Consider the following 18,931-nt stretch of genomic DNA (forward strand, 5'->3'; position numbering starts at 1 on the left):
CGCCCCTTACAGGTCACACCTTGTCGGCGTAGATCATCCGGCCCGGCCCGAGCGCGTTCAGCGTATCCTCGAGATCGGCGTTGGAAAGCGCGAAGCAGCCCTCCGATCGGCCGAGCTTGCCGTGCTGGGCGATCATGTCCGGGCTGACGTACCAGGCAGCGTGCACCACCACGGCGCGCTGCTCGACGTTCGAGTTGGTGGCGTCGAGGCCCATCAGCCGGCGCGAACGGCCGTGCTGGCCGACATAGATGTCGCCGGTCAGGTAGGCTCCCTGCGAGGAGCAGGCCGAATTGATTTCGTTCGAGAAGCGGGTGAGGTAGCCGATATGATCGGGGTCCGATCCGCGTCCGTGCGCGACCAGCAGGCTCCTGGAGCGGCCCGAGGCGAGATCGACGATGTGGAATCGCGGCTGCGAAGAGGAGAGGTCGAAATCGACCAGCGCCATCTTGTCGCGAAACTGGATCTGGCTGTCGTGGCGCTGAAGCGCGGCGAGCGCCCTGCGGAACAGGTCCGGCCGGATCGTCATCGGGCTGGCCGACATCGTGGTGGCGGTCGGCTTGGCGACGCCGGGCAGGCCCGCGTTGATCTGCGCGAGGGCCGGCCCCGCCACGATACCGGCCGCGACCATGGTGCCGGTCTTCAGAAGGTCACGGCGCGAAAACGCCCCCCGTGCAGAGTCCACTCAAATCACCCTAGCTATGAATGCCCAAGCTCAGATGCCCTTATATCAGAGGACAGCTGCCCGCTTCGCTAAGATATAGGTAGAGTTCCCTATGGTTGGGCACGTTCCGGCTCATCGACCGCACGATTCACCGTGACGGACTCGGCTTCCGCCTTCGGCAGGGGCGGTTTCGGCTTGGCCGGCGGGTGGTATTTCACCCCGTCGAGCGCGGCGATCATCCGCGCGTCGCGATCGTAGGGATCGCCATAGGTGACGACCTTGCTGTCCGCGTCGGGCGCGGCCGTGAAATAGACGATATAGACCGGCAGCGTGGCCTGCATCGGCAGCGACTTCATCGTGTAGGTTTCGAGCGCCGTGTCGATCGCGGCCGGATCGTAGAGCTCCGAGGCAAGCGAGGGGATGTTCTGCACGCGGATACAGCCGTGGCTGAGCGCGCGCATCGGCTGGGCGAAGCCGCTCTTGGCGGGTGTGTCGTGGAGATAGATCGCCCAGGCGTTGGGCATGTCGATCTTCATCCGGCCGAGCGCGTTCATCGGGCCGGGCTTCTGGCGGATGAACATCTTGCCGCCGATCTTCTGCCAGACATAACCCCTGGCCGGCGAATATTTCTTGCCCTCGCGCAGCACGGTGGGCGGCAGCGTCCACCACGGATTGACGATAATATGGCCGACATTGGCGGAAAGCTGCGGCGTCGGCGTCTTGGGCGCGCCGACCACCACGACATGCTCGGCTTTCACCTGTCCGCCGCGATAGAGCTGGAGCTTGTAGGTCGGGATATTCACCCAGATATAATCGTCGCCCAGTACGCGCGGCATCCACCGCCAGCGCTCCATCGAGGCGCGGATCGCATCGCGGCGGAGATGCTCGGTCGCAGGCGTGTCGGCATAGGCCTGGCGCAGCGCGGCATAGCGCGGGTCGGTCGGCAGCAGACCCTTGATATAATCCGTCAGCCGGCCGCCGTTGACGGCATTGGCGATATCGACGTCGAGCGTCACCAGCTGCGCGGGGCTGTGCTCTATATGCCAGTCGAACCGCGCCGGGTTCTTGATGCGGCCATCGATATAATCGTGGGCCAATGCCTTGGCGGCCGTATCGGCGGTCTGCTCGATCGCGGAGACGGCGCCCCCCTGCTTCAGGAAACCGGCCAGCACCCCGCGCTGATAGTCCTTCGGCCGAAGGCCTTCGTCCGCTGAGGCATCGACTGCGGCGAGCAGCTGGTGCAGCGTATCGGCGTTCCAGTGCGGCTGGGGCGGCGGCGGCGGAGCGGGTGGCGCCTCGGCGGCGGCCGGCGTCGCGCTGCCGCTCTGTCCGCGCACGAGCACCGTGCCGGCGACGACCAGCAGCAGCGCGGAGCAGGCCAGGAAGGCCCCGACGGGGGCACGTGGCGAATACATGCGGACCTCTGTCGGCGGTGCCCCCGCCACCGGCGCACGGCACCGATTCTCCGCGCCGCACCATTCTAGGCGGATCAGTGCCGATGTCGATGCGAGGCCTTGGCCGCAGTCTTTTTGGCCGACGATTTGCCTGATCTGTGTCCCGCGCGCGACGATTTCTTCTTTTCTTCGTGATGCCTGCGTGTGGGAGTGGCCGCTTTCATGCGCGCATGGGCGCGTGCCTTTGGGGCAGGAGCGGCCGGCCGCACGGCGGGCCCATCGTCGCCATCGTCCGATCCCTGCTCGGTCGCAGGCTCGACGCGCAATGCCGGGTGGTCGACGCCCGGCAGCACCGAGGCAACCGTTACCGCCTGACCCAGCCCACGCCGGTCCAGCACCGAGAAGCCGGCTTCCAGCAGCGCGGTGGAATCGCGATTGCGCGCGATCAGGCTCGGCTCGCCCATCACCACCGCGATCAGCCGGCGGTTGCCGCGCTGGGCCGAGGCGGCGACGGTGAAGCCGCTGTCCACGGTGTAGCCGGTCTTGATCCCGTCGACGCCGATCACCTTGCCGAGCAGGTGGTTGTGGTTGATCATCGTCGAGCGCATCCACACGAAATCGCGCTCGCCGAAATAGCTGTAGAAGCGCGGATGATCGTGCAGCAGAGCGAGGCTGAGGATGGCGAGGTCGCGCGCCGTCGTCACGTTGGCGGGATCGGTCAGGCCGCAGGCGTTGGCGAAGTGGGTGTTGCGCATCCCCAGCATCTGCGCCTTGGCGTTCATCATGGTGACGAAGTTCGCCTCGGTGCCGCCCAGCTTCTCGGCGAGCGCGACGGCGATGTCGTTGGCCGACTTCACCGCTACCACCGAGATGGCGTTGTCGACGCTGATGCTCTGCCCGACCGCGAGGCCGAGCCGCGACGGCTTCATCGAGGCAGCGTGACGGGAAACCGGCACCGGATCGGTGATCTTCAGCCGACCCGATTCCAGTGCATCGAACACCAGATAGAGCGTCATCATCTTGGTGAGCGAAGCGGGATGCCTGAGCTCGTCCGGCGCGTTGGCGTAGAGCACCTCGCGCGTGTTCGCATCCACCAGGAAGGCGGCGTAGCGGGGCGGCTCGGCGCTCGCGGCAGTGACGGTCAGGGCCGAGGCGACGGCAAGCCCCAGAGCCAGAAAGCGCCGGATCGATGGAATCAGCCTGATCACCGCGCGCTTGCCCATGCGCGGCGTGGAAGAAGAGTGTGCAAGCATCCCGCCCTGAACAATGAGGCAGAACGCCTCGTTGGGAATCATAGGCTTGCTCCGGACTCGCGCCAAGCTTTCGCAGACTCGCTCGGGCGCTCGGCCTCAACGGACTGGCGCAGCGTATGGTTCACCGGCCGTCGCTCGATTCGCACGCTTCCCGGATGGAACGGCCGCAAGCCGATGCATGCGTTAATCCGTGAATCGCGTAAATCCTTGGGTTTCGACGGGGCACATGACAGGGAGTTCATGTCTGTCACATACCCGTAACACGGGTTACCTAGAGGCGGTTCCAGCCGGAGGGGCAACACCGGCGTTGGAGACATGCATCATGTTCAAGACTTTCGTCGCGGCCGCCGGCGTGGCTGGCCTGCTCGCGTCTGCGTCCTACGCGGCCGACATTTCGGGTGCGGGCGCGACCTTCCCGGCGCCTGTCTACGCCAAGTGGGCCGAGACCTATAAGGCCTCGACCGGCACCGGCCTGAACTATCAGGCGATCGGTTCCGGCGGCGGCATCAAGCAGATCAAGGCGAAGACCGTCGATTTCGGCGCGTCCGACAAGCCGCTGAAGCCCGAGGATCTGGCGTCGGCCGGCCTCTACCAGTTCCCGACCGTGGTGGGCGGCGTCGTCCCCGTCGTGAACATCCCCGGCATCAACGCCGGCCAGATCAAGCTGACCGGCCCGCTGCTGGCGGCGATCTTCTACGGCCAGGTCAAGACCTGGGACGATCCGGTGATCGCCAAGGCGAACCCGGGCGTGAAGCTCCCCTCCATGCCGATCACCGTCGTGCACCGTTCGGACGGTTCGGGCACGTCGTTCCTGTTCACCTCCTACCTGTCGATGAAGAGCCCGGCTTGGGCCTCCAAGGTCGGCGCGTCGGACTCGGTGAACTGGCCGACCGGCCTCGGCGGCAAGGGCAATGACGGCGTCTCGGCGTTCGTGAAGCAGACCCCGGGCTCGATCGGCTACGTCGAGTATGCCTACGCCAAACAGAACAAGATGGCGTACGTGCTGGTGCAGAACAAGAACGGCAAGTATCCGGCGCCGACCGCCGAGGACTTCGCCGCCGCCGCCGCCGGCGCCAAGTGGGCGCAGGCGCCGGGCAACTACCTGCTCCTGCTCGATCAGCCGGGCGCGAACAGCTGGCCGATCACCGGCGCGACCTTCATCCTGGTCTACAAGAACCAGGACAACGCCGCCACCGGCCAGTCGGTCCTGAAGTTCTTCGACTGGGCCTACAAGAATGGTGACGGCGCCGCCGCGCAGCTGGATTACGTGCCGCTGCCGCTGCCGGTGAAGAACCTGATCCGCAAGCAGTGGTCGCAGAACGTGATGTCGGGCGGCAAGCCGGTCTATACGGGCAAGTAATCCACGACTGAGTGACGAAGGCGGGGGTACCCAAAAGGGTGCCCCCGCCGACGTGCGACAACTACCTCTGATAGGGCGCGGCATGAACGCCACCACCATGGACAGCGACACCGCGCCTCCGCGCGAGACGGCCCCCGGCCAGAGCGAGCTCAGCGAGACGATCTTCCGGTACCTTTGCTTCGGCGCGGCGACGCTGCTGCTGGCGGCGCTCGCCGGTGTGGTGATCAGCCTTGCCATCGGCGGCTGGCCCGCCTTCAGGCAGTTCGGCTTCGGCTTCTTCACCTCCTCCGCCTGGGATCCGGTGCAGGAGAATTATGGCGCTGCCGGCCCGATCGTCGGCACGATCGTCACTTCGGTGCTGGCGCTGATCATCGCGCTGCCGCTGGCGACCGGCGTTTCGGTGTTTCTCGTCGAATTCTGCCCGCGCAACATCGCCAAGCCGATCGCGGTGGCGGTGGAACTGCTCGCGGGCATTCCCTCGATCGTCTACGGCATGTGGGGCCTGTTCGTGCTGGCGCCGTGGTTCGCCATCCACGTCCAACTGCCGCTGATGACCGACAGCGCGAACCTTCCCGGCTGGCTCTCCGGGCTGGTCGCCGGCATTCCCAACGGCGCCAATATCTTCACCGCCTCGCTGATCCTCGCGATCATGATCCTGCCGTATATGTCGGCGGTGTTCCGCGAACTGCTGCTGACCATCCCGTCGCAGGTGCGCGAGGCAGCCTACGGCCTCGGATCGACCAATTTCGAGGTCGTCTCGAAGGTGATGATCCCCTACGTCCGCCGCGGCGCCGTCGGCGTCGTGATGCTCGGCCTCGGCCGCGCGCTCGGCGAGACGATGGCGGTCACCTTCATCATCGGCAACTCGCACGGCTTCCCGCACTCGCTGTTCGACAGCGGATCGACCATCGCGTCGACCATCGCCAACGAGTTCGCCGAGGCCACGTCGGACATGCACACCGCCGCGCTGCTTGCGCTCGGCATGGTGCTGTTCATCCTGACCTTCGCGGTGCTGGCGGTGGCCCGCCTGCTGCTCGCCAGCGAAAAGCATTGAGGAGGGACTGATGGACCGCGCTCTCCGCCGCAAGATCACCAACAGCGTCTTCATCGGCCTGTGCGGTGGCGCCACCCTGGTGGCACTCGCCTTCCTCGTCATGATCCTGTGGACCTTGCTGTCCAAGGGCGTCGGCGGGATCGACCTCAAGATCTTCACCATGACACAGCCGGCGCCCGGCTCGCCCGGCGGACTGCTCAACGGCATCATCGGCTCGATCATGATGTGCGGGCTCGGCATGATCATCGCGGTCGTGCTGGGCATTCTCGCCGGCACCTGGCTCGCCGAATATGGCGGCAAGACCACCTACGGGCAGATCGTCCGCTTTTTCAACGACGTGCTGCTGTCGGCGCCGTCGATCCTGGTCGGCCTGTTCGTGTACTGGCTGATGGTGGCGCACATCATCGGCCACTTCTCGGGCTATGCCGGCGCGGTGGCGCTGGCCCTGCTGGCGCTGCCGATCGTGACGCGCACCACCGAGGACATGCTGACGCTCCAGCCCAACACGCTGCGCGAGGCCGGCATGGCGCTGGGCGCGGGCCGCGGCTTCGTGATCCGATCGATCATCTGGAAGGCGGCGGGCGCGGGCCTGTTCACCGGCGGCCTGCTCGGCTTCGCCCGCATCTCGGGCGAGACGGCGCCGCTGCTCTTCACGTCGCTCGGCAACCAGTTCGTCAACCTGAACATGTCGAAGCCGATGGGCAGCCTGCCGGCCACCATTTTCCAGTTCGCGCTTTCGGCCTATGACGACTGGCAGCGCCTTGCTTGGGTGGGCGCCCTGCTGATCGCCGTCGCCGTGCTTGCCGTCAACATCATTGGGCGGATGATCGCCCGGGAGACTCACCGCCCATGAACGACGTGGCCACCCCCATCGTCAGCCGCGATCCGGAAGCGCCGATCATGGTCCGCCCCAATGGCGACCTGGTCTTGGAAGCGCGCCAGCTGGATTTCTTCTACGGCAAGAATCAGTCGCTCTACGGCGTCGACCTGCCGATCGAGCGCAACAAGATCACCGCGCTGATCGGCCCGTCGGGCTGCGGCAAGTCGACCCTGCTGCGCACGCTCAACAAGATCTACGATCTCTATCCGGGCCAGAACGCCACGGGGCGCATCCTGCTCGACGGCAAGGACCTGCTGACCGATCGCGCCTCGATGTCCCGCCTCAAGGAGCGCGACGGCGACGTGGCGCTGGAGCCGGCGAACCTCGACACCTCGGCGCTGCGCGCGCGCATCGGCATGGTGTTCCAGAAGCCGACGCCGTTCCCGATGTCGATCTACGACAACGTCGCCTTCGGTGTCCGCCTCTACTTCAAGAAGTCCAAGGCGGAGATGGACCAGATCGTCGAGCGCTCGCTGCGCCGCGCCGCGCTGTGGGAAGAGGTGAAGGACAAGCTCAACACTTCCGGCCTCGGCCTGTCGGGCGGCCAGCAGCAGCGCCTGTGCGTCGCGCGCGGCATCGCGGTGGAGCCCGAGGTGCTGCTGCTCGACGAGCCGGCCTCGGCGCTCGATCCGGTCTCGACCGCCAAGCTCGAAGAGACGCTGATGGAGCTGCGCGAAGATTTCTCGATCGTCATCGTCACGCACAACCTGCAGCAGGCGGCACGCATCTCGGACTATACCGGCTTCATGTTCCTCGGCCGGATGATCGAGTTCCGTCCGACCGCCGAGCTGTTCGAGCGCCCGCAGAGCACGCGTACGCGCGATTATGTGACCGGCCGCTTCGGCTGATCACGCGCCGCGCGGCTGTCGCTCGACGATCCGGCGCGGGGCGTTTGCGGCGCGATTAGACTCCCAGCGCCTGCTCCACCGCCTCGACATAGCTGGGGCCGACCTGCACGGCGGTGCCGTCGCCGAGGATCAGCGACATGGTACGTCCCTCGTGGCGGATTTCCGTCACGCGCGCGGGGCGGACGAAGGCGGAGCGGTGGACGCGGATCAGCGCGGTGCCCGCCAGCTTGTCCTCCAGCATGCTCATCGTCGCGCGCAGCATATAGCTGCGCAGCTCGGTATGGAGCAGTACATAGTCGCGCGCCGCCTCGATCCAGTCGATCGACTCGATCGGCACACGGCGCTGGCCGTGGCGCTCCGGCACCCAGAGTTCGGGATCGGACCGAGCCGCGCTTGCATGGCCGTCACGCAGCCCCTGCACCTCCGCCTCCAGCCGGTCGGCGCGGGCGGCGACGTCGTGGAGCAGGCGCCGCCGGCGCGCTCGCTCGGTGGCGACGCGCAGGCGATCGAAGCGCACGGGCTTCAGGATATAGTCGGCCGCCTCCAGATCGAAGGCGTCGGGCGCGTAATGTTCGTGCGCGGTGACGAAGATCAGCTCGGGGCGCGGATCGACGGCGATGTCGGAGGCGGTGCGCAGGCCGTTGCGGCCGGGCATCTGGATGTCGAGGATGACGAGATCGGGGCGCAACTCTTCGATCTGGCGGATCGCGCTGTCGCCGTCGCGCGCCTCGCCGACCACCTCGACATTCTCGATGTCGCCGAAGAAGACGCGCAGGCGATCGAGCGCCAGCTGCTCGTCGTCGACCAGCAGCACGCGCATCACACCATCTCCTTGCGCAGCGCTTCGAGCGGCAGGCGCATCGTGGCGACGAAGCCCTCCTCGTCGGCGCGGACGTGGAGCGAGGCGCGCGATCCGAACAGGGCGCCGAGCCGCTGATGGATGGTGGCGAGCGCCGGTTCGTTGGCGTCGATCGTCCGATCGGTCACGTGCGCGTCGTCGCTGACCTCCAGCCGCAGCCAGATTTCGTCCTCAATGCCCACGTCGGCCGTTACGGTGACGGGCTCCACCACCGGATCGACGCCGTCGCGGATCGCGATGTCGATCAGCGGCTGGAGCAGCAGCTTGGGCATCGGCACGTCGGCGGCGTCGGGCTGGCAGCGGACGTGCGGCACCAGCCGCTCGCCGAAGCGCGCGCTCTCGATCTCCAGATAATCCTCGACCAGCGACAATTCGCTGTCGACCGCGCCGAAGCGATGCGCGTCCTGCCCCAGCGAGGCGCGCAGGAAGGTGGAGAGGCGGCCGAGCAGATCGTCCGCTTCGTCGTTGCGACGGGTGACGACGAGGCCGGAGATTACGTTCAACGTGTTGAACAGGAAATGCGGGCTGAGCTTGGCGAGCAGCGCGTCGATCTCGGCCTGGCGGCTGGCGGCGACGAGGCTGGCGAGCTGGCGTTCCTGCCGGCGCGAGCGGCGTCGCGAATAGGAAAGCTGGAACAGGCCGAGGTTGATCGAGAAGACCGCGCCGTAGCGGAACGCGCGATCATAGCTGTGCGCGAGATCGTGCGGGACCGCCGACCAGGCGACGCTGGCATGGGTGATCACGAAATGGGTGTAGATGAGGTCGAACGCCAATTGGCAGATGACGACCAGTATCAGCTCGGCGATCATCAACGTGCCGCGCAGCAGGGGCGGCAGCCCCAGCGTCGCGCGGAACACCACGAAGACCGGCACGGCGAGCGCCATCGAGACGAGGATGGTGGCGGCGTCCAGCACCACGCTCACCGCGCCTTCGCCGCTGTGATTGTTGATGATGATCGGCAGGTAAACGACCAGGACGATCAGCCACAGCCCCACGATGGCGCGGATACCGTCACTCCAGCGCGCGTCATTGCGATCGTTCGCGACGGCCGGCGACAACGTGGCCGGCTCGATTCCATCCCAGTGTTTCAGATCACCCCCGGTACCAAAACGCATCGGGATATTTGAAGACGGAGTGCAGGCCGCGCGCAATGGGGCGATGACCAACCTGCGCTTTGGTGCGACGAAGATGTGGCTCGCTTGCAGAGGTGCCGCGATTCGCATATTTTGCGAACGGTTTTCAGGGATCGGTCGATGACCGCAGAGGGGCCCATTACCGCTACCGGCATCGGCCGGCAGCGACCGTCCGCATTGTGGACGGCGTTCCTTACCTTGTGCGCGATCGAGGGCATGGTCCTCCTCGTCTATTGCGGCTCCCAGATCATGCTCGGTCAGTTCCATGCCGGCACGCTGGTGACCACCGGCATCATCATGGTGCTTGGCGACACGCTGTGCGATCTGCCGCTGCTCGTCGCGCTGATCGCCAGCGACCGGCTGCAGCCGCGTCTGCGCTGGGCCCTGATGATCCTGGGCGTGCTGGTCGTCACGATCGCTCAATCCGTGTTCGATACGCAGGCCCGGACGTGGACGGGAGTCCGCAATCCGGCCGTCCAGCCGTTCGACAACGGCGTGATCCACGCTTTCCCGATCAACTTCTACGCCAATATGATGTGGGTGGCGCTGATCGCCGTGCAGCAGGCCTATTTCTCGCTCCGCGCCCGCACCGACGAGCTCGTCCTCGCCCGCGCCAGCGAGCGGGCGACGCAGCTCGCCTCGCTCCGCTTCCAGCTCAATCCGCACTTCCTGTTCAACGCGCTCAATGCGCTGTCCAGCCTTGTCGTGGTCGGTCGCGCCGCGCAGGCCGAGGAGATGATCGGCCGCCTCTCCGGCTTCCTGCGCGCCACTCTCGACGCGCGCGAGGGCGGGATGGTCCGGCTGGAGGACGAGATCGAGACGGTCGAGGCCTATCTCGACGTCGAGCGCGTCCGTTTCGACGACCGGCTGGAGACCAGCATCGTGCTGCCTGCCGAGCTCCGGGGCGCGCAGGTGCCGCCCTTCCTGATCCAGCCGCTGGTCGAGAATGCGATGAAGTATGGCGTCGCGCCGGCCCGCCGGATGGTGACGGTCGAGATCGTCGCCTCGCTCGTAGGGGGCGATGTGGTGATCGCTGTGCGCGACGACGGCGAGGGCGCCGGGGATGTTGCCGGTGGGGCCGGCGTCGGCCTCACCAACGTCCGCGAGCGGCTGACGCTGAGCTATGGCGCCTCCGCCGGGCTCGAGGCCGGGCCGCAGCCGCAAGGCGGATATTGCGCGCTGGTGCGCCTTCCGGCGATCGGCGTGGCGGACGCGGCCCATCGCGCGGCGGCGCTCGCGGCCTGATCAGCGCGGCGCAGGGGTGGGGCCCCGACGCAGGAAGCCGATCAGCGGCGAGCCGGCGACCGCCGTGGTGAGCGCGAAGGCGAAGCCGACCAGCCCATCCGAGAAATAGGCCGAGGCCAGGCGGAAGATCACCGCCTCCAGCGCGAAGGCCAGCGCGACCAGCGCCAGATAGCGGCGCTTCCAACGGGCCTTGCGGGGTGCACGCTCGGCCTCGACCAGCCGCCGGACCTCGGCGATCTGCAGCGGCAAGAAACCCGCGGCGACGAGCCGGGCCTGCTCGGCCGCGGGCAGGCGTTCGCCCCTGCGACGGAACAGCACGACGAAGCGGCGCAACGCCTCCAGCCGGGGATCGGCGAGGCGATTGGCGACCTCGAAGCCGAACAGGCGGCAGATCCAGCGGCGAAGCGGAGTTCGGCCTTCGAGGCTGGAAACCCGGTCATGGCGCGATGCCAGCAGCACGTCGCGCTCCACCCGCTGAAGCAGCGGCCGGGCGGCGATCGGAAGGCGCACGGCGAAGCGTGGGCTCCAGACCAGTTCGTGCGGGCGGGTATCGACGTAGGCCATGATCGGTTCCGGTTGCGGGCGGCGCGGAATGCGTGGCCCTGTTCACCGATCCCCTCTGCATCGCCGCCGCCGTCCTGTCGGGCGCTTCGCGATCAAGCCGCCATGGCGTTCGGCGATTCGGCGAACGGAGCAGACGGTACGACGAAGGCCGTGCTTCGCGTCCCGGTCGCGCGCGATGCCGGGTTCGTCGCGCAAAAAATGGCCACCCGACCCGTGAAGGTCGGATGGCCATTTCCCCCGGTGACGAAAGGATGAGGTCAGCGTGCGATCGGCGCCGCCGCGGCTGCGTTGGAGGGCAGGCCGCCGAGCTGGGTGACGAGCTTGGTATAGGCATCCAGATAGGCGAGCACGATGACCTGGCCGATCGCGGTATCCTGGTAGCCGCCGCCGCCCGCCGCCGCGAAGCCGCCCCACCAGCCGCCACCGCCGCCGGCGCCGAAGGACAGGTCGGACTTGCGGTAATAGCCCTCGGTCATTGCCTGCTCCTCGGTGGTGCGGGCGTTGACGAGGCTGAGCGTGACGTTGGCTTCCTTCTTGTTGACGCTGATGCCGCCCAGCACCGCGCCGAAGCCGTGGCCCATCAGGCCGCCGAGCGCGCCGCCGATATTGTTGCCGCCGCTATGGTTGTTGCTGGAGACGATGTCGGGTTGGAGGAAATAGTCGGCTGCCTTCACCTGGCCGCGGCCGAGGTTCGATCCGGCCTGCAACTCGCCCGAATCCGCCATGGCGCGTTCCATGTTGCGGCTCGCCATCGCCGCGCCGCGGTTCACCATGGTGAAGCAGCCGGACTGGTTGATGAAGACCTTGAGGATCGCCTCGGGGCTGCCGAGATTGAGCTCTCGCCACCACTGGTTGTCGGGCTCGACGATCGCGACCGTGCCGAGGCTGCGCGTGCAGCGCGGAATGTCCTGCGTGCCGCCGGCCTGCGCCTTGCGCGCCGAGGACGGATCGGCGGCGGCGGGCGAGGCGGTGATCAGGGCGGCGACGCTCGCCATGGCGGCGACGACGCGGATCGACTTGGACGGCATGACGGACGGACCCCTTGTTGGTGCCGCGCTCCCGGCCGCGGCGCTCGTCATGTCCCACGCACGGACCGTCCGAGCGCGCGTCCGTCGACGGAAGTGCAGCGCGCTGCGACGAAGACCCTGTGTCCTGAGGAACCTTGCGGCGCGCGCGGAGGACGGGCGGAGATTGCCGCTGTCCCGATGTGCGCGTAAGGTCCGGACAATACGGGATTTCCGGGGGATGAGGGAGGATATTCGATGGGCAAGGTGTTCAAGGCGCTGATCTGTGCCGGAGTGATGGCGATCGCAGGGGCGCCCGCGCACGCGGCCTCCGCCGGCCCCAGCGTGCTGGTGGTCGATTTCGACCAGCTGCTCACACGTTCCGCCGCCGCGCAGAGCGGCACCGCGCAGCTGCACGCCAAGTTCGACGCGCAGTCCGCCTCGGTGCAGACGTCCTATACATCCGCGGCGCAGGCCTATCGGACGCAGCTCAGCGCGGCGCGGGCGGCCAAGCCCGGCACGCCGCCCTCGCCAGCGCTCCAGCAGGCGGCGCAGCGGGTAGAACAGATCCAGCAGCAGGTGCAGGTGCTCAACCAGCAGCTCCAGCAGGCGGCCGCCTACGTCCGCCAGCAGATCGTCGAGCATGCGCGTCCGATCGCCGAGCAGATCCGCGCCGATCGCCGGGCCTCGGTGGTGATCGCCAAGGGATCGGTGCTGGCGAGCGATCCTGCTGCCGACGTGACCGGCACCGTCCTCCAGCAGCTCAACAGCAGCTTCCCGCAGCCAAGCATCACCCCGCCGCAGCAGCCGGCCCCGGCGAAGTAGGGCGCGCGCACCCGTTCATTCCCCGATCATGCGCGGGCGCCAAGGTGCGGCGCGCCTGGCTCCCGCGCGTCCGGACTCCCTGAACCGGCGGCTTGCTGCTAGGTCGGAGCCTGTCATGCGATCGTCATCGGAGTTTCGGGATTGATGGGCCAGGCGTCGGGCCGGCATTATGGGATGGACTGGCTGCGGATCGGCGCCTTCCAGCTGTTGATCCTCTATCATGTCGGCATGGCTTTCGTGCCGTGGGATTTCCAGGTGAAGGTGGCGAACCCGCCGATCGGCTGGGCGACCGCGCTGATGATGCTGACGAGCCCTTGGCGGCTGTCCCTCCTGTTCGCGGTCTCGGGCTATGCCAGCGCGGCTCTGTTCGCGCGCGAGAAGGGCGGCATCGGCGCCTTTCTGACCTCGCGGCTCGCGCGGCTCGGCATCCCCCTGCTGTTCGGCATGGCCGTGCTGGTGACGCCGCAGCCGTGGATCTGGCTGATCACCCATTACGGCTATCGTGACGACTTCGCGACCTTCCTCGTGCGCGACTATTACAGCTTCAGCGCGATCGACGGCGTCATCGTGCCGACCTGGATGCACCTGTGGTTCGTCGCCTATCTGATCGGCTATACCCTGCTGCTCTGCGCCGTGCTGGCACTGCCGGAGCGGATGCGCGCGCTGGGGCGGCGCGGGGCGGAGCTGCTGTTCGGCGGGCCTCTGCTGGTGCCGGCGGGCATCGCCTTCGTCTATTATGCGCGCGCGTCGTTCGAGGCCGGGTGGGAGGACAACCACCTGCTCATCACGGACTGGAGCGCGCACGCCCATTATCTGCCGATGTTCCTGTTCGGCTTCCTGTTGCGCGGCTCCGAGCCGATCCGCGCCGCGATCGCGCGCTGGTGGCCGCTGGCGGCCGTGCTGTCGGTGGCGGGCTATGCGGTGCTGGCGTGGTTCGAGCTACGCTACGGCTCGACGATCGCGCCGCAATCGCTGTGGGCGATGCACGGTTGGGCGCAGTCGGCCGAGGCGTGGGGCGCGATGATCGCGCTGATCGGCGTCGCCGATCGCTGGTGGAACGTCGATCACCGCTGGCGGCCGATGCTGGCAGAGGCGGTGTTTCCCTTCTACCTGATCCACCAGACGATCATCATCGTCGTCGGCTACTGGATGATGGGATCGGGGATCGCGCCGCTGCCCGCCTTCCTGTTGCTGGTCGCGGCGACCATCGGGGGCTGCTGGGCCTTCTACCTGGCCGGACGCGAGGTGCGCTGGCTGAGGCCGCTGATCGGATTGAAGGCCGGGCCGGCGAAGGGCGCGGTCCCGGCCGTCGTCGCCCCGGAGACCGTTCCTCCGGTCTGACGGGGCGACGGAACGGACGGATCAGACCCGGCCGAGCAGCACCAGGATGATCAGGATGATCAGGATCAGGCCGAGGCCGCCCGAGGGGCCGTAGCCCCAGCTGCGGCTATAGCCCCAGCTCGGCAGCGCGCCGAGCAGCATGAGGATCAGGATGATGATCAGGATCGTGCCGAGCATGATGTCCAACTCCCAATAACTTGTATCGGCGGGGAAACAGACGGGGTGACGATCCGGTTCCTGAACGCGATTTCGGGAAAGAGCTTGCCGATCGGCGCGACGGCTATCATCGAGGCGGCATGACCCGGCGCTTCCTCCCGCTTCTTGCCCTGTTCCTGCTCGCGGCCGCGCCGCCGAAACCGGTGCGCGTGGCGATCGATACGGACATCGGACCGGTCGTGGTGGAGGTCGACGCACGCCACGCGCCCGTCACGGCGGCGAACTTCCTCGCTTATGTCGATCAGCACCGCTTCGACCAGATGAGCTTCTACCGCGCCGCGCGCGCCGATGGCCGGCCGAAGGAAGGCTTCGTGCAGGGCGGTACCAACAACATGATGACCCGCGTGCTCAAGCCGATCCGGCACGAGCCGACGAGCCTCACCGGCCTGCACCATGTCGACGGCACGCTATCGATGGCGCGGGACGATCCGGGCACCGCGACCGGCGACTTCTTCATCGTGGTGGGCGACGGCCGCTATCTCGACGCGACGCGCAAGGACCCGGGCTATGCCGCCTTCGGGCATGTCGTCAGCGGGATGCCGCTGGTCCGCAGGATGCTGGCCGCGAAGACCTATCCGGGCGGCTGGTCCAAGGAGACGGCCGGGCAGCAGATGGTGAAGCCGGTCCGCATCATTTCGGCGCGGCGGCTGCCCTAGGCGGCTTCGTCCCGCAGCAGGCTGTGCACGCGCTCGGCGAGGTCGGCGGCGCGGAAGGGTTTGGCGAGGCGCGGGAGATCGGCCGCAATGCCCTCGTCGGCATAGCCCGAGACGAGCAGGATCTTCGCGTTGGGCACCCGGCCCCGGATGGTCTGCGCGAGTTCGGCGCCGGTGATGCCGGGCATCAGGTGATCTGTGACGACGATGTCGAAGATGGCGCCCTCGCCGATGAGGCGCAGCGCCTCCTCGCCCGATCGCGCGTGGATGATGCCGAAGCCCAGTTCCTCGAGCATATGCGCGGTGGTCGCGCGGACGAGATCCTGGTCGTCGACCAACAGGACGGTACCTGCCGCGGGCATTTCGGGCTCCTCCGCGATCCTGAGCTCGACGACCAGCGGGCGAGCCGACACGGGGAGCCACAGATCGACCTGCGTGCCGACGCCCGGCGCGCTCGTCAGCGCCATCGCGCCGCCCAGCTGGCTCATCAGGCCGTGCACCATCGACAGGCCGAGGCCGGTGCCCTCGCCGGTACGCTTGGTGGAATAGAAGGGCTCGACCGCGCGGGTGCGGGTCTCCTCGTCCATGCCGATGCCGGTGTCCGATACGGTGAGCCGCACGTAGCGGCCTTCCGCCAGATCCGCCGCATGACCCGCAGCGGCGTCTTCGGTCACTGCCGCGACGGTCAGACGCCCGCCATCGGGCATGGCGTCGCGCGCGTTCACCGCGAGGTTGAGCAGGGCCATCTCGATCTGGTTGCGGTCGGCGAAGGCGGGCGGCAGCGGCGTCGGCGCATCGATGGTGAGCGCGATGCGCGGCCCCAGTGTGGTGCCGATCAGCGGGCCGATCTCGACGAGCAGCGCCGAGACGTCGATCGGCTGGGGCGTCAGCGGCTGGCGGCGCGCGAAGGCGAGCAGACGCTGGACGAGCATCCGCGCCCGCTCGGCGGATTCGAGCGCGCCGCCGACCAGCCTCTTCTCGCGATCGGTGCCGAGGCCCTTGCGGTGGAGCATGTCGAGACTGCCCATGATGGGCGTCAGCAGATTGTTGAAATCATGCGCGACGCCGCCGGTCAGCTGGCCCATCGCCTCCAGCTTCTGCGACCGACACAATTGTTCCTGCGCCTGGACCAGTTCGGCGGTGCGATGTTCGACGCGCTGCTCCAGCGTGGTGGCCCAGCCGCGCAACTCGTCTTCCATCCGTTTGCGGGCGGTGATGTCCATCGACACCCCGATCAGCGAAAGCGGCGAGCCATCCGCCGCGAAGACGGGGCGGGCGCGGTTCGCGATCCACCGTGTCTCGCCGGCAGGTGTAAGGACTCGATGCTCGATATCGTAGTCCGTGCCTTCCGCCATGCTGCGAGATGCCGCCGCGTCCACCGCCGCATAATCCTCCGGGGGGATGGCGGCGACCAGCTCGTCGCGGCTCAGAGGCTCGGCCGGATCGCGGCCGATGCTGGCGCGGAATGCCTCGCTGGTGGTCAGTTCGCCCGTGCGGACGTCGTATGACCAGACGCCCATGCCGCCCGCCGCCAGCGCCAGCGCGCGCAGCCGGTCGCTCTCCTGCACCGATTCGAGCAGGCGGATGTTCTCGAGCGCGATCGCGGCGGACCGGGCCAGCGCCTCGAGCCGCTCGACAGTCTCCTGCGCATGGTCGCGCACATCCGACCAATAGGCGCCGATCGCGGCGACCGGGCGGGGGTTGCCCACCGGCACCATCACCAGACTGCGCACGAAGGTGGGCCGGTAGGCCGCCTGGGGGATACGCTCGTCCAGCCGGATATCGGGGATGGCGACCGTCTGGCGGTTCATCATCGCCCAGCCGGAGATGCAGTTGACCATCGGGAAGCGCTGGCCGGTCCACAGCGCGCCGACCGCATCCTCGGCAGCGTAATGGCAGAACTCGCCGTCGCGCAGCACCACCGCGATGCCGTCGGCCCCGGCGATGTCGCGGGCGGTGGCGCGCAGGATGTCGACGACCGCCTTCATCGAGCGCGCCGTCGCCAGCCGCTCGCCGGCCGCGATCAGCCGCGACCATGCCGCATGATGCGAAACCGGACCTTGCTCGACGCCGTCCATCAACAAGCTGCCTCGTGCGCTCCCCCTAGTTCGGGGGCGGTAGCATGGCAGATATTAGCAGACTCTTAGCCATTCGTCGCAAGGCCTGATCAACGGACGACGACATCTTTCTTCATCGGCGCCAGCTTCGCCAGGAAGCGGTTCTGCGCGAAGAAGGGCACGCCTTCCGCCGCCATCGCCTTCTGCAGGTTCACGACGAGGACGTTCATGTCCTTGATCTGGATGCCCAGATTCTTGTGGGCCTCCTTCATCGTGCGGCCCGAATAGGCGCAGCCGCCGTTCAGGATATAACAGAACTGCTCCTTGAGCGTGCGGCGCAGGCGGACGATGTCCTGCCCCTTGAAGATCTCGCCGATCACCGGGTCGGCGATGTCGCGATCGACGAAGCCGTCGACGATGCGCTGGACGCCGGCCTGCTCGTGGAAGGCGTGCCACATGCTTTGGCCCTGGAACCGCATGGCGCCGGCATTGGCATCGCTCTGTGCATAGGGATCGACCGGCTGCTCGCCGGGCGGGACGGGCATGGCGGAGGCGGCGAGGGCGAGGAGGACGGGAAGCATGGTCTGATCCTTCAGAAGCTGGTCTGGAGGGAGAGGAAGGCGCCGCGCTGGCCCTTCACGGTCGCGATCGAGCCGAGATCGACATAGGCAGCGGTGAGCGAGACGTTCTTGGTGACCGCATAGGCCGCGAAGGCATCCCACGCCGCATCCTCGCGCGCGAAGCCGAGATTGTCGGGCTTGGTGCGCGCTTCGCCGCCGACCGCGAGCTTGCGGGTGAGCAGCACGGCGGCCGAGCCCTCGAACTGGGCCGAATAACTGTCATGCCTGTCGCCGCCGAAGCCGAGCAGCCCGAACTGGTTGGCCTTGGTGGCGCGCACCGTGCCGTCCAGCACGAGGCTCTGGCCGAGCAGGATCTTGGTGGCGGATACGAAGAAGTCGGTGCCGCTGTCGTGCGCGCCGCCCACCGCATGGATGATCGTGCCGCGGTTCGCATGCTTGTACTGCGCGCCGACCGAGACCTGCGGGAGCCAGCTATCCTGATCGTAGACGGCATCGCCGAGCAGACGGAGCTTGGCACCGAGCACGTCCTGATCGAAGGTGAAGCCCTTGCCCAGGCCCAGCGCGGCGCCGACCTCGTGGGTGTCGAACACCTGGCGGGTGTAGCTCAGCTCCACCCGGTCCATGATGCCGATCGCGGCGCCGTAGCTGGTCAGGCTGTAGTCGGCGAGCGGAACATAGGTGACGTGCGCGCTGCCGCCGATGCCGTCCCTGGTCTCGTTGCCGCCGATCAGCGCCCAAGTCGCAAGGCCGCCGCCGGCCGCGCCCTCGACCGAGGAGACGCCGTCGGTCAGCACCAGCTTGCCGCCGGCCCGCATCTCCTGGCCCGCTTGCGCCGGAGTGGCGAGCGCCAGTCCGGCCAGCAGGGCTAGCAAGGGCAGGCGAGGCGGCATGCGGGTTTTCCTCCGAAACGGATCGTCCGGGCGGCTCATGCCCCACGCATGGTTACGGTGGCGTAAAGCGGCTTTGCCTTAAGAAACCCGCAACCCGTTGCCATTATTTGCGT

General features: G+C 67.6%; 19 protein-coding genes. 8 read left to right on the plus strand and 11 right to left on the minus strand.

The features are described 5' to 3' along the window. Nucleotides 1-13: 13 nt before the first annotated feature. The 3 genes from HZF05_RS08205 to HZF05_RS08215 all read right to left on the minus strand — a co-directional run bounded on the left by HZF05_RS08205 (nucleotide 14) and on the right by HZF05_RS08215 (nucleotide 3,350). Nucleotides 14-682 carry a murein L,D-transpeptidase catalytic domain family protein gene (locus tag HZF05_RS08205; RefSeq protein ID WP_343046854.1) on the minus strand — a complete coding sequence of 223 codons (669 nt, stop codon included), beginning with the start codon at nucleotides 680-682 and terminating at the stop codon, nucleotides 14-16. 89 nt (nucleotides 683-771) lie between these two features. Further along, complete coding sequence (locus HZF05_RS08210) at nucleotides 772-2,076, minus strand: L,D-transpeptidase family protein (RefSeq protein ID WP_160365610.1); 1,305 nt, start codon at nucleotides 2,074-2,076, stop codon at nucleotides 772-774. A 74-nt stretch (nucleotides 2,077-2,150) separates the two neighbouring features. Further along, entirely contained in the window at nucleotides 2,151-3,350 is a 1,200-nt protein-coding gene (locus HZF05_RS08215) for a D-alanyl-D-alanine carboxypeptidase family protein (protein WP_246331813.1), read from the minus strand. A gap of 280 nt (nucleotides 3,351-3,630) precedes the next feature. Between HZF05_RS08215 and pstS the strand changes: the two genes are divergently transcribed. The 4 genes from pstS to HZF05_RS08235 all read left to right on the plus strand — a co-directional run bounded on the left by pstS (nucleotide 3,631) and on the right by HZF05_RS08235 (nucleotide 7,450). Further along, nucleotides 3,631-4,668, plus strand: a complete 1,038-nt coding sequence (gene pstS, locus HZF05_RS08220; protein ID WP_160365611.1) for a phosphate ABC transporter substrate-binding protein PstS — start codon at nucleotides 3,631-3,633, stop codon at nucleotides 4,666-4,668. An 82-nt stretch (nucleotides 4,669-4,750) separates the two neighbouring features. Next, a complete protein-coding gene (gene pstC / locus HZF05_RS08225; RefSeq protein ID WP_246331815.1) occupies nucleotides 4,751-5,722 on the plus strand; it encodes a phosphate ABC transporter permease subunit PstC in 972 nt (323 codons plus the stop codon). A 10-nt stretch (nucleotides 5,723-5,732) separates the two neighbouring features. Continuing rightward, the gene (gene pstA, locus HZF05_RS08230) at nucleotides 5,733-6,575 is read left to right on the plus strand and encodes a phosphate ABC transporter permease PstA (RefSeq protein ID WP_160365612.1); all 843 of its coding nucleotides are present in this window, start codon (nucleotides 5,733-5,735) and stop codon (nucleotides 6,573-6,575) included. A gap of 47 nt (nucleotides 6,576-6,622) precedes the next feature. Then, on the plus strand, nucleotides 6,623-7,450 hold the full coding sequence (locus HZF05_RS08235; protein WP_160366123.1) for a phosphate ABC transporter ATP-binding protein: 828 nt from the start codon (nucleotides 6,623-6,625) through the stop codon (nucleotides 7,448-7,450). A 55-nt stretch (nucleotides 7,451-7,505) separates the two neighbouring features. On the opposite strand, the gene HZF05_RS08240 is transcribed toward HZF05_RS08235, so the two are convergent. Together HZF05_RS08240 and HZF05_RS08245 are read right to left on the minus strand one after the other, a co-directional pair. Beyond that, nucleotides 7,506-8,270, minus strand: coding sequence for a LytR/AlgR family response regulator transcription factor (locus tag HZF05_RS08240; protein WP_160365613.1), 765 nt, complete (start codon nucleotides 8,268-8,270; stop codon nucleotides 7,506-7,508). Further along, nucleotides 8,270-9,367 (minus strand): sensor histidine kinase, encoded by a 1,098-nt coding sequence (locus tag HZF05_RS08245; protein WP_181638829.1) that lies wholly within the window; start codon nucleotides 9,365-9,367, stop codon nucleotides 8,270-8,272. Before HZF05_RS08245 ends, HZF05_RS08240 begins: the two co-directional genes overlap by 1 nt. A 195-nt stretch (nucleotides 9,368-9,562) precedes the next feature. Between HZF05_RS08245 and HZF05_RS08250 the strand changes: the two genes are divergently transcribed. Continuing rightward, nucleotides 9,563-10,687, plus strand: a complete 1,125-nt coding sequence (locus tag HZF05_RS08250) for a sensor histidine kinase (protein ID WP_160365615.1) — start codon at nucleotides 9,563-9,565, stop codon at nucleotides 10,685-10,687. Here HZF05_RS08250 and HZF05_RS08255 read toward each other — a convergent pair whose 3' ends face one another. Both HZF05_RS08255 and HZF05_RS08260 read right to left on the minus strand, forming a co-directional pair. Then, on the minus strand, nucleotides 10,688-11,251 hold the full coding sequence (locus HZF05_RS08255; protein ID WP_160365616.1) for a hypothetical protein: 564 nt from the start codon (nucleotides 11,249-11,251) through the stop codon (nucleotides 10,688-10,690). A 257-nt stretch (nucleotides 11,252-11,508) separates the two neighbouring features. Further along, entirely contained in the window at nucleotides 11,509-12,246 is a 738-nt protein-coding gene (locus tag HZF05_RS08260; protein ID WP_160366124.1) for a CsgG/HfaB family protein, read from the minus strand. A gap of 267 nt (nucleotides 12,247-12,513) precedes the next feature. Between HZF05_RS08260 and HZF05_RS08265 the strand changes: the two genes are divergently transcribed. Beyond that, the gene (locus HZF05_RS08265) at nucleotides 12,514-13,080 is read left to right on the plus strand and encodes an OmpH family outer membrane protein (protein ID WP_160365617.1); all 567 of its coding nucleotides are present in this window, start codon (nucleotides 12,514-12,516) and stop codon (nucleotides 13,078-13,080) included. 144 nt (nucleotides 13,081-13,224) lie between these two features. Next, a complete protein-coding gene (locus HZF05_RS08270) occupies nucleotides 13,225-14,421 on the plus strand; it encodes an acyltransferase family protein (protein WP_160365618.1) in 1,197 nt (398 codons plus the stop codon). 21 nt (nucleotides 14,422-14,442) lie between these two features. On the opposite strand, the gene HZF05_RS08275 is transcribed toward HZF05_RS08270, so the two are convergent. Continuing rightward, nucleotides 14,443-14,598, minus strand: coding sequence for a DUF3309 family protein (locus tag HZF05_RS08275; protein WP_110154517.1), 156 nt, complete (start codon nucleotides 14,596-14,598; stop codon nucleotides 14,443-14,445). 119 nt (nucleotides 14,599-14,717) lie between these two features. On the opposite strand from HZF05_RS08275, the gene HZF05_RS08280 reads away from it, so the two are divergent. Next, entirely contained in the window at nucleotides 14,718-15,293 is a 576-nt protein-coding gene (locus tag HZF05_RS08280) for a peptidylprolyl isomerase (protein ID WP_160365619.1), read from the plus strand. Here the strand turns inward: HZF05_RS08280 and HZF05_RS08285 are convergent. The 3 genes from HZF05_RS08285 to HZF05_RS08295 form a co-directional block, all read right to left on the minus strand. Continuing rightward, entirely contained in the window at nucleotides 15,290-17,368 is a 2,079-nt protein-coding gene (locus HZF05_RS08285) for an ATP-binding protein (protein ID WP_160365620.1), read from the minus strand. The genes HZF05_RS08280 and HZF05_RS08285 overlap by 4 nt on opposite strands. A gap of 89 nt (nucleotides 17,369-17,457) precedes the next feature. Beyond that, nucleotides 17,458-17,928 (minus strand): group I truncated hemoglobin, encoded by a 471-nt coding sequence (locus tag HZF05_RS08290; RefSeq protein ID WP_160365621.1) that lies wholly within the window; start codon nucleotides 17,926-17,928, stop codon nucleotides 17,458-17,460. An 11-nt stretch (nucleotides 17,929-17,939) separates the two neighbouring features. Next, nucleotides 17,940-18,818, minus strand: coding sequence for a DUF3034 family protein (locus HZF05_RS08295; RefSeq protein WP_160365622.1), 879 nt, complete (start codon nucleotides 18,816-18,818; stop codon nucleotides 17,940-17,942). Nucleotides 18,819-18,931: the final 113 nt, after the last annotated feature.

Origin of the sequence: Sphingomonas chungangi (assembly GCF_013778325.1) — a bacterium.
Lineage (GTDB): Bacteria > Pseudomonadota > Alphaproteobacteria > Sphingomonadales > Sphingomonadaceae > Solisphingomonas > Solisphingomonas chungangi.

Excerpts from the sequence above, each read along its gene's own strand:
- HZF05_RS08210 (WP_160365610.1), bottom strand. The coding sequence starts at position 2,076 with ATGTATTCGCCACGTGCCCCCGTCGGGGCCTTCCTGGCCTGCTCCGCG.
- HZF05_RS08215 (WP_246331813.1), bottom strand. The coding sequence starts at position 3,350 with ATGATTCCCAACGAGGCGTTCTGCCTCATTGTTCAGGGCGGGATGCTT.
- pstS (WP_160365611.1), top strand. The coding sequence starts at position 3,631 with ATGTTCAAGACTTTCGTCGCGGCCGCCGGCGTGGCTGGCCTGCTCGCG.
- pstC (WP_246331815.1), top strand. The coding sequence starts at position 4,751 with ATGAACGCCACCACCATGGACAGCGACACCGCGCCTCCGCGCGAGACG.
- pstA (WP_160365612.1), top strand. The coding sequence starts at position 5,733 with ATGGACCGCGCTCTCCGCCGCAAGATCACCAACAGCGTCTTCATCGGC.
- HZF05_RS08235 (WP_160366123.1), top strand. The coding sequence starts at position 6,623 with ATGGTCCGCCCCAATGGCGACCTGGTCTTGGAAGCGCGCCAGCTGGAT.
- HZF05_RS08240 (WP_160365613.1), bottom strand. The coding sequence starts at position 8,270 with ATGCGCGTGCTGCTGGTCGACGACGAGCAGCTGGCGCTCGATCGCCTG.
- HZF05_RS08250 (WP_160365615.1), top strand. The coding sequence starts at position 9,563 with ATGACCGCAGAGGGGCCCATTACCGCTACCGGCATCGGCCGGCAGCGA.
- HZF05_RS08255 (WP_160365616.1), bottom strand. The coding sequence starts at position 11,251 with ATGGCCTACGTCGATACCCGCCCGCACGAACTGGTCTGGAGCCCACGC.
- HZF05_RS08260 (WP_160366124.1), bottom strand. The coding sequence starts at position 12,246 with ATGGCGAGCGTCGCCGCCCTGATCACCGCCTCGCCCGCCGCCGCCGAT.
- HZF05_RS08265 (WP_160365617.1), top strand. The coding sequence starts at position 12,514 with ATGGGCAAGGTGTTCAAGGCGCTGATCTGTGCCGGAGTGATGGCGATC.
- HZF05_RS08270 (WP_160365618.1), top strand. The coding sequence starts at position 13,225 with ATGGGCCAGGCGTCGGGCCGGCATTATGGGATGGACTGGCTGCGGATC.
- HZF05_RS08275 (WP_110154517.1), bottom strand. The coding sequence starts at position 14,598 with ATGCTCGGCACGATCCTGATCATCATCCTGATCCTCATGCTGCTCGGC.
- HZF05_RS08280 (WP_160365619.1), top strand. The coding sequence starts at position 14,718 with ATGACCCGGCGCTTCCTCCCGCTTCTTGCCCTGTTCCTGCTCGCGGCC.
- HZF05_RS08285 (WP_160365620.1), bottom strand. The coding sequence starts at position 17,368 with ATGGACGGCGTCGAGCAAGGTCCGGTTTCGCATCATGCGGCATGGTCG.
- HZF05_RS08290 (WP_160365621.1), bottom strand. The coding sequence starts at position 17,928 with ATGCTTCCCGTCCTCCTCGCCCTCGCCGCCTCCGCCATGCCCGTCCCG.
- HZF05_RS08295 (WP_160365622.1), bottom strand. The coding sequence starts at position 18,818 with ATGCCGCCTCGCCTGCCCTTGCTAGCCCTGCTGGCCGGACTGGCGCTC.